This is a genomic window from Telluria sp. RT2P19 (assembly GCF_059685725.1).
On record NZ_JCASIL010000003.1, the window covers coordinates 431,019 to 443,829 of the forward strand.

The 12,811-nt window shown below is 66.8% G+C and carries 11 protein-coding genes and 1 pseudogene; 5 read left to right on the top strand and 7 right to left on the bottom strand.

Annotation, left to right across the window (positions count from 1 at the left end; genetic code table 11):
• Window positions 1-2: 2 nt before the first annotated feature.
• The gene (locus AC56KW_RS06195) at window positions 3-1,472 is read right to left on the bottom strand and encodes a cytochrome ubiquinol oxidase subunit I (RefSeq protein WP_497169854.1); all 1,470 of its coding nucleotides are present in this window, start codon (window positions 1,470-1,472) and stop codon (window positions 3-5) included.
• Between the two features lie 224 nt (window positions 1,473-1,696).
• Between AC56KW_RS06195 and fnr the strand changes: the two genes are divergently transcribed.
• From fnr to AC56KW_RS06210, 3 genes are all read left to right on the top strand, one after another.
• Window positions 1,697-2,458, top strand: coding sequence for a fumarate/nitrate reduction transcriptional regulator Fnr (fnr, locus tag AC56KW_RS06200; RefSeq protein WP_497169855.1), 762 nt, complete (start codon window positions 1,697-1,699; stop codon window positions 2,456-2,458).
• Between the two features lie 5 nt (window positions 2,459-2,463).
• Window positions 2,464-3,222 (top strand): helix-turn-helix transcriptional regulator, encoded by a 759-nt coding sequence (locus AC56KW_RS06205; protein WP_497169856.1) that lies wholly within the window; start codon window positions 2,464-2,466, stop codon window positions 3,220-3,222.
• Between the two features lie 61 nt (window positions 3,223-3,283).
• A complete protein-coding gene (locus AC56KW_RS06210; RefSeq protein WP_497169857.1) occupies window positions 3,284-4,225 on the top strand; it encodes a DMT family transporter in 942 nt (313 codons plus the stop codon).
• A gap of 91 nt (window positions 4,226-4,316) precedes the next feature.
• On the opposite strand, the gene AC56KW_RS06215 is transcribed toward AC56KW_RS06210, so the two are convergent.
• Window positions 4,317-4,754 (bottom strand): cupin domain-containing protein, encoded by a 438-nt coding sequence (locus AC56KW_RS06215; protein ID WP_497169858.1) that lies wholly within the window; start codon window positions 4,752-4,754, stop codon window positions 4,317-4,319.
• Here AC56KW_RS06215 and AC56KW_RS06220 point away from each other — a divergent pair.
• Window positions 4,705-5,040 carry a hypothetical protein gene (locus AC56KW_RS06220; protein ID WP_497169875.1) on the top strand — a complete coding sequence of 112 codons (336 nt, stop codon included), beginning with the start codon at window positions 4,705-4,707 and terminating at the stop codon, window positions 5,038-5,040. The two genes, AC56KW_RS06215 and AC56KW_RS06220, sit on opposite strands and share 50 nt — an antisense overlap.
• A gap of 306 nt (window positions 5,041-5,346) precedes the next feature.
• Here the strand turns inward: AC56KW_RS06220 and AC56KW_RS06225 are convergent, their stop codons facing one another.
• Window positions 5,347-6,393: an SDR family oxidoreductase gene (locus AC56KW_RS06225; RefSeq protein ID WP_497169859.1), complete on the bottom strand. Its 1,047-nt coding sequence runs from the start codon at window positions 6,391-6,393 to the stop codon at window positions 5,347-5,349.
• A 204-nt stretch (window positions 6,394-6,597) separates the two neighbouring features.
• Between AC56KW_RS06225 and AC56KW_RS06230 the strand changes: the two genes are divergently transcribed.
• Window positions 6,598-8,871 (top strand): penicillin-binding protein 1A, encoded by a 2,274-nt coding sequence (locus AC56KW_RS06230; RefSeq protein ID WP_497169860.1) that lies wholly within the window; start codon window positions 6,598-6,600, stop codon window positions 8,869-8,871.
• Here AC56KW_RS06230 and AC56KW_RS06235 read toward each other — a convergent pair whose 3' ends face one another.
• From AC56KW_RS06235 to AC56KW_RS06250, 4 genes and pseudogenes are all read right to left on the bottom strand, one after another.
• A complete protein-coding gene (locus AC56KW_RS06235) occupies window positions 8,872-9,705 on the bottom strand; it encodes a metallophosphoesterase (RefSeq protein ID WP_497169861.1) in 834 nt (277 codons plus the stop codon).
• Between the two features lie 33 nt (window positions 9,706-9,738).
• Complete coding sequence (locus AC56KW_RS06240; RefSeq protein WP_497169862.1) at window positions 9,739-10,053, bottom strand: hypothetical protein; 315 nt, start codon at window positions 10,051-10,053, stop codon at window positions 9,739-9,741.
• An 87-nt stretch (window positions 10,054-10,140) separates the two neighbouring features.
• Complete coding sequence (locus AC56KW_RS06245; protein WP_497169863.1) at window positions 10,141-12,417, bottom strand: catecholate siderophore receptor Fiu; 2,277 nt, start codon at window positions 12,415-12,417, stop codon at window positions 10,141-10,143.
• A 278-nt stretch (window positions 12,418-12,695) separates the two neighbouring features.
• Window positions 12,696-12,811 (bottom strand): annotated as a pseudogene (locus AC56KW_RS06250) (IS1595 family transposase); the annotation flags it as partial.

The window sequence follows — 12,811 nt, forward strand, 5'->3', positions numbered from 1 at the left end:
GCTCAGCTCCGCGTCGGTTGGTCGGGGTTGCCGTCGGGGTTGTCGTCGATATTGCCCCTGATGCTGCCGTCGTTGTCGACATCGGCCGCCGACAGCGGCCGCATCGGCGTGCGCCCTTCACCCGGCCCGCCCTCGGGCGGCCGGTTCAGGACGAAGTGCTGCGGCCCCTTGTGAATCAGGCGCAGCAGGTAGACGGTGCCGGCGCCGAACACGAACAGGTAGGCCACGACGAACATCCCCAGGGTCACGCCCATCGTGGTCGCGCTGTGCGGCGACACCGCATCGGCCGTGCGCAGCACGCCGTAGATCACCCATGGCTGGCGGCCGACCTCGGTCGTGATCCAGCCGGCCAGGATGGCGACCAGGCCGGCCGGCCCCATCGCCAGGGCAAAGCGCAGGAACAGCCGCTTGCCGTAGATTCGCCCTCCACGCCTGAGCCACAGGCTCCAGGCCCCGAGCGCGATCATCAACAGGCCCAGTCCCACCATGGTGCGGAAACTCCAGAACACGATCAGGGAGTTGGGACGGTCTGCGCGCGGGAATTCCTTCAGGCCCGGGAACTGGCCGCGCAGCGTATGTGTCAGGATGATGCTGCCCAGGTAGGGTATCTCGACCGCGTAGCGGGTTTCCTCGCGCTCCATGTCGGGAATGCCGAACAGGATCAATGGCACCGCCTCGCCCGGCGTGTTTTGCCAGTGGCCCTCCATCGCCGCCAGCTTGGCCGGCTGGTGCTTGAGCGTGTTCAGGCCATGGAAATCGCCGATCACGGCCTGGACCGGCGCCACCAGCAGGATCATCCACATCGCCATCGACAGCATCTTGCGCACGTTCTTGTTGTCGCGACCGTGCAGGAGGTGCCAGGCGGCGGACGCGCCGACGATGAGGGCCGTGGCCAGGTAGGCCGCCACCACCATGTGCATCAGGCGATACGGAAAGGAGGGGTTGAAGACGATGGCCAGCCAGTCGACCGGGATCATGCGGCCGCCCTCGATGGCGTAGCCCTGGGGCGTCTGCATCCAGCTGTTGGCGCCCAGGATCCAGGTCGAGGAGATCAGCGTGCCGATGGCGACCATGCAGGTGGCAAGGAAGTGCAGTTGCGGCCCGACCCGGTTCCAGCCGAACAGCATCACGCCCAGGAAGCCGGCCTCCAGGAAGAAGGCGGTCAGCACCTCGTAGGTGAGCAGCGGGCCCATGACGCTGCCGGCGAACTCGGACAGGTAGCTCCAGTTGGTCCCGATCTGGTAGGCCATCACGATGCCCGACACCACGCCCATGCCGAAGGCGACCGCGAAGATCCTGAGCCAGAAATGGTAGAGGTCGACGTAGACCTGGCGCTTCGTCTTGAGCCAGCACGCCTCGAGCACGGCCAGATAGCTGGCCATGCCGATAGTGATCGCGGGGAAGATGATGTGAAAGGAAATCGTGAAGGCGAACTGGATGCGCGCCAGCTCCAGTGCGGTCAAGCCGAACATATGAACTCCCCCGAAGTCGAATGCACATGGTAAGCACAGCACCGACGCGCACGATTGACGATGTCATTTTTATCATTGTTGAGTCGTTTTTGAACACATGCCGATCGAATCGCAACAAAAGTTCCTTGTTTGTTCCTTATTTAGCGCAGGTTTCTGCCTTGCCCGTAGGCACGCCGTGCAAGGGGTCTATAATTCCCGGTGTACCGAATAAAGCGACCATCCCCATGAGCCAGTCCCTGTCCCGGCAGTCCGAGCCGTCCCTGAATCTCCATGCACTGAAGTCTTGCGCGCAGTGCAGCATGCACCGGCTATGCCTGCCGATGGGACTGGAAGAAGCCGAGATCGACCGCCTGGACAAGATCATCGGCCGGCGCCGCCGGCTCGAGCGCGACGAACGCCTGTACGCCGTGGGCGAGCCTTTCCGCAACCTGTACGCGGTGCGCTTCGGCCACTTCAAGACCTACCAGGTGAATGCGGCCGGGGTGGCCCAGATCACCGGCTTCCAGATGGCCGGCGAGTTGCTCGGCATGGATGCGATCAGCGGCACGCACCACTGCGACGCCGTCGCACTCGAAGACAGCGAAGTGTGCGAGATCCCGTTCGCGCGCCTGGAAGACCTGTTCGGCGAGGTGCCGACGCTGCTGCGCCACTTCCACCGCATCATGAGCCAGGAAATCACGCGCGAGCAGAACGTCATGCTGTTGCTGGGCAATATGCGTGCCGAGCAGCGTTTCGCCGTCTTCCTGGTGAACCTGTCGGCCCGCTACGCCGCGCGCGGCTACGCCGCCGACCGTTTCCAGCTGCGCATGTCGCGCGAAGACATCGGCAACTACCTTGGCCTGACCATCGAGAGCATCAGCCGCCTGCTGTCGCGCTTCAAGAAGCAGGGCTGGCTCGAAGTCGACAAGCGCGAAGTCACCCTGCTCGACCAGCCCAAGCTGAAGGCGCTGGCAGCCGGCACCGACGTGTGCAGTCCGATGGCGTAAAGACCATGATTGCGCGGCCCTCCTGCGACCTGCACTTGCGCAGCTACGATCGCGTGCACCGGGGCGACCGCCACGACTTCGCCCAGCTGGTGCTGCCGGTGCATGGAGACGTGCTGCTCGACATCGAGGAGCGGCGCGGCCGGCTCGATCCCCTGCACGGCGCGCTGGTCGCGCCCGGCGCCTGGCATGCGCAATCGAGCCAGGCCGCCAACTGTTCGCTGATCGTCGACGTCGAGCGCACCGCCTTCGGGCACGGTCCCTGGCAGGGCCTGCTGGAGCGGCCCTTCATCGCGCTGGGCCCACCCGCGCGCAAGCTGATCGAGTTCATGGGCCTCATGGCGCGCGAGGCCGCTCCGGCGCCGGCGCTGGTGCAGGGCTGGGCCCCGCTGCTGCTCGACACCCTGAGCCTTGATACGCCGCGCGCCAGCTCGCGCCTGGCCGTACTGCTGGCGCGCATCGAGTCCGCGCCCGGTCTGGACTGGAGCACCGAATCGATGGCGCGCGCCGCCAACCTGAGCGTGAGCCGCCTGCACGCCGTGTTTCGCGAAGAGCTTGGCCGAACGCCGCATGCCTGGCTGCTGGACTGCCGCCTCGATCGCGCACGCGGCCTGCTGGCCGGCACCAGCCGCAGCGTGGCCGATATCGCGCTCGCCTGCGGTTTCTCGGACCAGACCAGCCTGACGCGCGCCATGCGCCGCGCTTGCGACGCCACGCCCGCCGCCTATCGGCGCGCAAGTCGGGAGAGCGCGTCAAACCCGCAGTAGTTCCGGCCAGGACAACCGCTGCTCCAGCATCGACAATCTCCGTTCATCGAAGGAGATTCACATGCACACCACCACCGGCGCGACCGGTCTTTCCATCCTGGCCGGCGTCGGCGCCGGGATCGCCGCCGGCGCGCTATGGGGCCTGGTCTTCCTGGCGCCGGCACTGGCGCCCGCATTCCTGCCGATCCAGCTGGCCGCCGGGCGCTACCTCGCTTACGGGCTGGTCGCCGCCCTCCTCATCTACCCGGCCTGGAGGCGGCTGCGCAGCCATCTCGACTGGCAGGCCTGGCGTACCCTGGTCGGCCTCGGCCTGACCGGCAACATCGTCTATTACCTGTTCCTGGCCAACGCGGTGCAGCAAGGCGGCGTGGCCATGGTGTCGATCGTGATCGGGCTGCTGCCGATCGCGCTCACGCTGGTGGGCGCGCGCGACCGTCATGGGGTGCCGCTGCGCCGGCTGCTGCCGTCGCTGCTACTGAGCAGCGCGGGCCTGGCGTGCATCGGCTGGCAGTCGCTGTCGGGCGCCGGTTCCGCTTCCCTGGCAGGCCTGGCCTGCGCCGTCGGTGCGCTGGTGTCGTGGACGATCTTTGCGCTGCATAACAGCCGCTGGCTGGCGCGCATCGAGAGTGTCTCGCCGCATGAGTGGAACCTGCTGGTGGGCGTGGTGACCGGGCTGATGGCGCTGATGCTGGCGGTGCCGGCCTTCGTGCTGGCGCCGGGAGACCATGGCGTTGCCGCGTGGATGACATTCGGCGCGCTGGTGACGGCCGTCGCCGTCCTGTGCTCGGTGGTGGGCAACGCCTTGTGGAACCATGCCAGCCGCGCTCTTCCCTTGAGCCTGATGGGGCAGATGATCGTGTTCGAGACCGTCTTCGCGTCCCTGTACGGCTTTCTATGGGAGGCGCGCTGGCCGACGGGTTTCGAGACGGCCGCCCTGGTGTTGCTGGTGGGCGGCGTGATGTCGTGCGCGTCCGCGCACCGCGGCGCACGCTTGGAACGCTAGGATGGCCGGGAAATCCATGCCTGTCGTCCTTTTTTGCGTCAGGCGTGCGATCAGCCTTCCATGTTCGGGCCAGTGTTCTCTGAGGATGCTCTCATCCGCGATCCCGACGTCTCGAATTCAAAGCCGGGGGCGACGGTACAGCGACCAAGCCGTGGCCCCCGAGGTCTTCACATTCAGCGGCGAACCAGCGTCCAGCAGGGACCAGTGCCTGAAAAGTGGCGCCCTCATGGCGCATCGGCCTATCGAGCCTGACCATGCCAAGGCCGCCATCCGGCTCCGGGACATGGATGTGCAGTGGTGCACCATCAGAGAAATGCCACATTTCGTCCGATTGGCTTCGGTGCCAAGTCGACCTTTCCTTTCCGCGCAGGAGGTCATAGATCGCAGTGGAGGCAGAGCGGCCGACCGCGTCGCTCACCCTGGTCACGCGGTGTCGACTTCGATATGTTTCCCTGAAGTGGCCTCCTTCAGGATGAGGCATGAGCCTCCGGAGCGAGATCAGCTCTTCTGAATCGGTTTCAGGAATCATCGGCGGCGATCAGCAGGTTGCGGTTTCACGAAAGGGAGAGGACGCCAGCATGAACCTCGACCGGGACGCCGGGTTCCGCGGGCGCGTCAAGCAACGCTTGCGGTTCGTCGACGTGCGTGACGGCGCACCATGGGCCGATCAAGGGCCTGGCGCCGCGCCGGCGACCCAGAACGTAGCCCTTGATGACGCCGACTTGTTCCATGACAGAGCAATCGTCCCCGTAACGATCCGAGCGCCGCTGCAAGAAGACACGGCGGTCCGTCCCCACCATGCCCGGTCGGGTTGACACGCTGCAGCGAGATCCTCGGCGTGCATGCGGGCACGCGCGCGTGACCACTTCACGTGCCATGCCGGAAATAGCGCAGCGACGGTGGCATTTCACGCAATCCAGGCCGCTCGTACAGGGGCGCCCCGGCTTTCGTGCCGTCCAGGTGGACACTGTGCACTACCACGCTGCGAAGCCAAGACAGCAAGGCCGACAATGGTGATCCCACGAAGCGCCGGGGCGGCAATATCATCCCGACGGACAGGCGCGCAAAGCAGCCCTGCTCCATGAAGTCGCACGCCACGGCCCGGCGCCGCCTTCGCCCGCTCAAGGCAGCCATCTGGCGGCGCGCAGGCGCTCGATGGCCGCCACGATGGTCGCGCCGGGTTCCACCGCCTCGGTAAAGCCGGCGCGCCGGATCTTGCCCATGTCCGACACCATGTCGAACTCGGTGTTGAACACGAAGTCGCCAAACCACCATCCGACCTGCTTCTCGTAAGGCAGCGCCTGCAGGCCCCGGCGCTGCACCAGCCCTTCCCACGCCGCTGCCCTCAGGGGCATCTGCCTGGCCAGCGAAAACGGCTGGGGCGGCCCGACTTCCATGGCGAACGCCGCCGCCACCTGGCGCCACACGCGCTCCCAGCGGAAAGGTTCGTTGACCAGGTTGAAGGCTTCGCCGCGCGCCGCCGGCTCGAGCGCCGCCCAGACGCTGGCGCGCGCCATCCAGTCGGCATCGGTGGTCTGCGCCAGCACGCCCGAATACACCTTGTGTGTTCCGGGAAAGCGCAGCGGTGCGCCGGCCTCCTTGCTGAGCGCGGCGAACATGCCGATCACCATCGCGATATTCATCGGGTTGCCGGCGATGTCGCCCACGACCACGTCGGGCCGCAGGATCGACCAGCCGAAGTCGCCGCCGGTGGCGCGTTCGCGCAGCAGGTCTTCCTGGGCATAATAGAAGTTGGGCGTCATGTGGCGCGGATCGTCTTCATAGAACGGCGCCCGGACGTGACCGAGGTGCACCCCGTACACCTTGGCGCCCTGGTAGTGCACCACCCGTTCGAGCGGGGCGCCGACCGCCTTCAGGCCATCGAGCAGGTTGCGCAGCATGTCGCCATTGATCCGCTCCTCGTCGAGCAGGTCGGCGCCGCCCTTGAGCGCGGCGTAGAACACATGGGTGGTGTCGCGCGCCGCTTCCAGCGCGCGGGTAGTGGCCTGGGCGTCGGTCAGGTCCACCCTGATGGCCTCGACGCCGTCCACCAAGGTGCGCGGCAAGGCCCGCACCTGCCAGTCCGGCCTGCCATGCAGCTCGCGCACGACCGCATTGCCGATGATGCCGCTGGCGCCGACGACCAGCGCGCTATACCTGGTGCTCATGCATATCTCCGGTGGGTTTCAAAGGGCGGAAGAATAGCCGTTCGGGGTGCCGGGCGGCGTCCGGAACGTGCGCCGCTGACGCTTGCGGTAGCGCCAGCCGCACCGCGCCGGCGCATGACGCGCCACCTTGGTCTTTTCGCATGACCGGGCCGCCGCGCGACAGTAAGATCGGCCCCGATCGACCAACCATCCACGAAGCCAGTCATGAAACCACGCCGCCCTCTTCTCGTTTTGCTCTCCGTCCTGCTGCTCGCGACCGGCCCGCGCATGGCCGGCGCCTCCATCCTGCCCGAGGTGCCCGACATCAAGGCCGTCACCGACTACCGTCCGAAGATCCCGCTGCGCGTGTATACCGCCGACAAGGTCCTGATCGGCGAATTCGGCGCCGAACGGCGCGAGTTCATGCCGATCGCCAGGGTGCCGGCGCTGATGAAGTCGGCCGTGCTGGCCATCGAGGATACGCGCTTCTATGAGCACGGCGGCGTCGACTGGATCCGGGCGCTGGGCGCCGCCAGGGCCAATATCGGCGACTTCGGCAGCCAGGGCGCGTCGACCATCACGATGCAGGTGGCGCGCAACTTCTTCCTGTCGCGCGACAAGACCTTGCCGCGCAAGCTCACCGAGGTCGCGCTGGCCTACAAGATCGAGAAGGCGCTCACCAAGGACCAGATCCTCGAAGTCTACCTGAACCAGATCTACCTGGGCCAGCGCGCCTACGGTTTCGCCAGCGCCGCGCGCACCTATTTCGGCAAGCCGCTGCCCGAGCTGACCCTGGCCGAGATCGCGATGCTGGCCGGCCTGCCCCGGAACCCGTCCAGCAGCAATCCGGTGTCGAACCCGCAGGCGGCGCGCAAGCGCCAGCAGGTCGTGTTGCGGCGCATGCGCGAGCTGGCGATGATCAGCGAGCCGCAGTACCGCCGCGCGCTGGCCGAGCCTGTCCAGGTGCGCAGCTATGGCGCGACCTTGAATCCGCGCGCGGCCTGGGTCGCCGAGATCGCGCGCCAGGCCGTCCATGCGCGCCTGGGGCAGGCCGCCTACGAGCGCGGCGTCACGGTCACCACTACCATCGTCGCCGCCGAGCAGGACGCCGCCCATGAATCGGTACGCCGCAACGTGCTCGCCTACGACCGCCGCCATGGCTACCGCGGCCCGGAGGCGCGCATTATCCTGCCGGCCGGCGCCGCAGAACGCGGGGACGCGATCGCGGCCGCCCTGCACCAGCGTCCAGCAGTCGACGGCCTGGCGGCGGCGGTCGTCACCTCGGCGTCCGGCAAACGGGTGCGCGCCGCCCTGGCCAATGGCGACCAGGTCGAGATCACCGGAGCGGGCCTGGCCCTCGCCGCCGGCGCCCTGTCGGCCAAGGCCAGGCCGGGCGTGAAACTGGCGCCCGGCGCCGTCATCCGTCTCTCCCGGCCCGCTGGCGGTGCATGGGCGATCGCCCAGCTACCCGACGTGGCCGCGGCCTTCGTGGCGCTCGACACCGAAACGGGCGCCTACCGCGCCCTGGTCGGCGGGTTCGACTATTCGCTGCACAAGTTCAACCACGTGACCCAGGCATGGCGCCAGCCGGGGTCGAGCATCAAGCCCTTCGTGTATTCGGCGGGCCTGGAGCGCGGCTTCTTCCCCGGCACGCAGATCCTCGACGAACCGCTCGACTTCAGCGGCGAGAAGGCCTACGCCAACTGGTCGCCGCGCAACGACGACAAGCTGTTCGAGGGCCCGGTCACGGTGCGCCATGCCCTGTCGCACTCGCGCAATGTACCCACGGTGCGCATGCTGCGCGCGCTGGACGTCGACTATGCCCGCGCGCACCTGGCCCGCTTCGGCTTCGACGCCTCGCGCCAGCCGCGCAACCTGACGCTCGGCCTGGGCACCGGCGCCGTCACGCCGCTGCAGATGGCGGCTGCCTACGCGGTGCTGGCCAATGGCGGCTACCGGGTCGAACCGTGGCTGATCGCGCGCATCCAGGATGGCGACGGCAAGGTGCTGCATGAGCAGGTCGCGCCGCAGCCGCGCCAGGCCAGCGCGCGGGTGCTGGACGAGCGCAACGCCTTCATCGTCGACAGCATGCTGCGCGACGTGACCCGGGTCGGCACCGCGGCGGCGGCGTCGCGCCAGTTGCAGCGGCATGACCTGGCCGGCAAGACCGGCACCACCAGCGGCGCGGTCGACGGCTGGTTCGCCGGCTATGGCGGCAAGGTGGCCGCGGTGGCCTGGATGGGCCATGACGAACCGCGCTCGCTCGGCGGGAGCGAGTTCGGCGCCACTCTGGCGCTGCCGATGTGGGTGGACTTCATGCGCGTCGCGCTGGCGAAGAAGCCGCAGCACGAGCCGCTGCCGCCCGAGGGCGTGGCGCGCGCCGGGGGCGACTGGGTGTATGCCGAGTATGCGGAACAGGACCACGCGCCCGACGAGGCAAGCGGCTTCGACACGCTGCTCGAGACTTTTTCGCTGGGCGCCGGCGAGCCGGCGCAGTGATCAGAGCGCGATCACCAGCTCGGGACGGAAGCCTTCCTGCTCGCCCTTGCTCAGGTAGCCGAGCGGATTGGCGACCACCCGGCACGACCAGGAATGGGCGCCGTCGCGGCCCTCGACCATGTAATCGTTCATGCAGTGCAGGTGGCCATGCATCCACAGCTGCGCACTCTTGAACAAGTCGTCGAGCGCATTGCAAAAGCCCGCCGTGCCGGGCGTGAGGCCGTAGCGCGGGTCGGCGCTCATGAGGCTCGGAGCGAAATGGGTGACCACCGCCGTCGTGCCCTCGAACGGCGTGGCCAGCGCCGCCCGCAGCCAGGCCTGGCAATCGAGCGACATCGCGCGGATGCCCTCGGCCAGCACTTGTTCCCCATCCTTCAGGGTGGTGTTCTTGCTGAAGTAATAGTTCGCCGCCCGGAAGGCCTTGTTGCGCTGCTGCATTTGCTTGGTGAGATCGGCGTCGCGCATGGCCAGTGCATCGAAGTCGCTCCACAAGGTGGTGCCGATGAAGCGCACGTGGTCGATGACGACGATCTCGCGGTCGAGCCAGACGATGCCCAGCCGCGCACAGGTCGCGCGCAGCCGCGCATAGGTGGCGTCGTGGTCGAGCGAATCGAACTCGTGGTTACCGGGAATGAAGAGCACCCGCTTGCCGGCCAGTGCCGGCAGCAAGGGCGAAAACCGCTCGAGCCCGAAATCCTGGGTCTCCAGGCGCGACCCGGTCTGGTACGAGCCGATGTCGCCGGCCAGCACGACGACGTCGGTGTCCGGCAGGATGTGCGGCTGGAAGGCGGGATAGCGTTCGAGGTGCAGGTCGGAGAAAAGCTGTATGCGCATGGGCCCCGAGTATAGCGCAAGCGCCGCTTGGTTTCAGGCCGCGCCCGGGGCCAGGCCTGGACCCAGGCGCGCGATCTCGACCGAACCGCGCTCGTCGAACACCGGGCACTCCTGGACCATGCGCACGACGGCATCGAAGTCCGTCGCCTCAACCACCGAATAGCCCGACAGCGAGCTGCTGGACAGCTTGGGGCCGATCAACCGACTCGGGATCTCGACGCTGTCCTGGGTAAGCGCGCCACGGTCGGCCAATGCACCGCCAAGCGCGTCGAACCACGCCGTCCAGCGTTCGTCATGGCGCTCGGCCGGTTCCGAGGCGCCGCGATAGATGATCAGGAATTTTTCCATGCCCAGCCTCCATGAAGGTCGGCTCAACATAGCAGAAGCGGGCCGGCAGTGACGCACTGCTGGCCCGCTCCGTGGTGCGTTACTCGATCAGAAACGGATGTTCGCCGTCAGGCTGGCCGAGCGTGGCGTGCCGGGGGTGTAGCGGTAGCCGCTCTTGTTGATGGACGCGACATACTTCTCGTCGCCGATGTTGTATACGTTCAGGCGCAGGTCGACGTTCTTGCTGACCTTGTAGCCGACCATGGCGTCGAATACCCAGTACGACTCGGTATAGGCCGGGGTGCCGATCGCGCCGTCGGTGCCGCGCGCCAGCTTGTCGGAAAACCGCGCGCCGCCGCCGATGCGCAGGCCCCACGGCAGGTCGTACGAGGTCCAGGCGGTGAACGATTGCTTCGGCGTGTAGGTCAGGCTGTTCTCGCCGGCGGCGGTGACGTTGCGGCCGCGTTCGACACTGGTGTCCATGTACAGGTAGCCGGCGCTCAGGAGCCAGTGCGGCGCGATCTCGCCGGTGGCGCCCAGTTCCACGCCCTGCACCTGCTTCTCGCCGGTCTGGTACCACTGCTGGTCGGTCGGGTCCTGCTCGACCTCGTTCTTGACCTTGGTGCGAAACAGCGCCGCCGACAGCGACAGCTTCGATTTCAGCAGGTCGAGCTTGCCTCCCAGCTCGGTGGTGACCGTCTCTTGCGGATCGTAGATCGGGTTCTGGGCGCTGTTGGCGTTGCCCGAGACGGTGAAGTTGCCGCCCGGCGGCTGCTTGGAGCTGGCCACCATCGCGTACACGCTGCTGTTGGCGGTCGGCTTGTACAGCGCCGACAGCTTGCCGTTGACCAGGTTGTCGCCGACCTTGAAGCGGGTCGAGGTCAGCACGTTGTTGGTCAGCGCCACCACCGAATAGTCGCCGCGGAAATGGTCGAGGCGCACGCCGCCATTGAAGATCCAGCGCTCGCCGACCTTGACGGTGTCGAACACGTAGACGCTCTGGGTGTCCACCTCGCCCTCGTTGTAGGCGCCGGTGCGGCGCACATCGACCGGCGTGGTCGGCGCCTGGTTCGGATCGGGGCGGTAGATGTCCGCGGCCGGCAGCGTGCCCAGTCCCGTCAAGCCCCAGGTGGTCTGGCGCTCGCTGGTGATTTCCAGGCCCGTCACCAGGGTGTGCGACACGGCGCCGGTATTGAACTGCGAGGTCAGCGTGGTGACGTTGGTGAGGATCTTGTTTTCCTGGTCCTTGCCGGTGCGGATGCTGCGCGCCAGGGTCCAGGTGTTCGGATCGCCCTGCACCGGCGTGGCCAGGTTGGCCGCGCTGGTGAGGAAGGCCGTCAGCAGGTAGTCCTGGCTGGTCTTGCCGTAGCGGCTCGTATTCTGCAGCTTCATGGTCGGCGAGAAGTCGTGCTCGATGCGCACCGTGGCCATGTCGGCCTTGACGTCATCGTAGTCGTCTTTCGAGCCGTAGAAATTCTTCGGATCGACCTTGGGCGCGTCGGCGATCCATGGCCTGGTGGGGTCCGGGCTGGTGTAGCCCGGAAGCCCGATCACGAACACGCCGCCGTCGGGGATATTGTCCTGGTCGACGTGCAGGTAGTCAAGGTGCACGCGGGTCGGACCGTTCAGGCCGAAACCGATGCTCGGCGCCACCGCCCAGCGCTTGTTCTCGACCACGTCGCGCCCGGCGCTGCCCGAATCCTGGGCCAGCACGTTCAGTCGCACGGCAATGCCGCGATCGTGGTCGAGCACCTGGTTGACGTCGGCGGTGATGCGTTTCTGGTCGCCGCTGCCGCCGGTGATGGCGGTCGTGGCCAGGTCGGTCAGGTTCGCCTTCTTGCTCACCAGGTTGACCGAGCCGGTCGGGGCGCTGCGGCCGTTGTCGGTGCCGGCAGGGCCCTTCAGCACGTCGATCTGCTCGAGGTTGAAGACGTCGCGCGAGATCGACCCGATGTCGCGCACGCCGTCGACGTAGATACTGCTGGAGGTGTCGAAGCCGCGCATGAAGATCGCGTCGCCGGTCGTGGTATTGCCGTTCTCGCCCAGGAAGAAGGCGCCGACGCCCGGGGTATTGCGCAACGCTTCGGTCAGGGTCAGGGCGCCCTGCTGCTCGAACAGCTCCTTGGTGATCACCTGGACCGTCTGCGCGGTATCGACCAGGCGTTCGGTGTACTTGGGCGACGACGCGTATTCGGCGCGGAAAGGGTTCTCGTAGTTGCCGACGACTTCGACGGTCGATTGCGGGGCGACGGTGGCTGTCGGCGTATTCGCGGTGGTCGCGTCGTCGGCGGCGTGCGCGCCGAGCGGGAGCAGGACGGCGGCCAGTGCCGTGCCGGCGACCTGGCTGCGGGTGGAAGGATGCTTGCGGCTTTTGATAGCTTTCATGGCGAGGCGGCCTCTTTCGGATGAGTGGTGCGTAACAGTGCAAGTAAAACAATGATTCTACCGAGAATGTCATTACAAGTAAACGATAATCATTATCATTCGCGTTCGCACAACACACATGACCCGCGCCAATCCATCGGCTGCCAGTGGCGAAAAGAAAGACGATGTCACCGTTACCTATGGATGAATCCGATCGCGATGCGTAGCAATTGCTCGACAGAAGTAACTCGCCCACCATCGAGGGCCCACAGCCAACCCAGGTAATTCGGCAGGCGCTATGACGCCACGCCATGAAAGCGCGCCAACCACTCCTTGAAACGTCGGTGATAAGCGTTCACGTTTTGCACGTGGATCGCGCGCTGGCTGCTTGCGCGCACCCGCTGGCCCGCCTGGA

Coding starts and splice junctions, on each gene's coding strand:
- AC56KW_RS06230 (WP_497169860.1), top strand. CDS start 6,598: ATGAAACCACGCCGCCCTCTTCTCGTTTTGCTCTCCGTCCTGCTGCTC.
- AC56KW_RS06195 (WP_497169854.1), bottom strand. CDS start 1,472: ATGTTCGGCTTGACCGCACTGGAGCTGGCGCGCATCCAGTTCGCCTTC.
- AC56KW_RS06205 (WP_497169856.1), top strand. CDS start 2,464: ATGATTGCGCGGCCCTCCTGCGACCTGCACTTGCGCAGCTACGATCGC.
- AC56KW_RS06240 (WP_497169862.1), bottom strand. CDS start 10,053: ATGGAAAAATTCCTGATCATCTATCGCGGCGCCTCGGAACCGGCCGAG.
- AC56KW_RS06245 (WP_497169863.1), bottom strand. CDS start 12,417: ATGAAAGCTATCAAAAGCCGCAAGCATCCTTCCACCCGCAGCCAGGTC.
- AC56KW_RS06215 (WP_497169858.1), bottom strand. CDS start 4,754: ATGATTCCTGAAACCGATTCAGAAGAGCTGATCTCGCTCCGGAGGCTC.
- AC56KW_RS06220 (WP_497169875.1), top strand. CDS start 4,705: ATGAGCCTCCGGAGCGAGATCAGCTCTTCTGAATCGGTTTCAGGAATC.
- fnr (WP_497169855.1), top strand. CDS start 1,697: ATGAGCCAGTCCCTGTCCCGGCAGTCCGAGCCGTCCCTGAATCTCCAT.
- AC56KW_RS06210 (WP_497169857.1), top strand. CDS start 3,284: ATGCACACCACCACCGGCGCGACCGGTCTTTCCATCCTGGCCGGCGTC.
- AC56KW_RS06225 (WP_497169859.1), bottom strand. CDS start 6,393: ATGAGCACCAGGTATAGCGCGCTGGTCGTCGGCGCCAGCGGCATCATC.
- AC56KW_RS06235 (WP_497169861.1), bottom strand. CDS start 9,705: ATGCGCATACAGCTTTTCTCCGACCTGCACCTCGAACGCTATCCCGCC.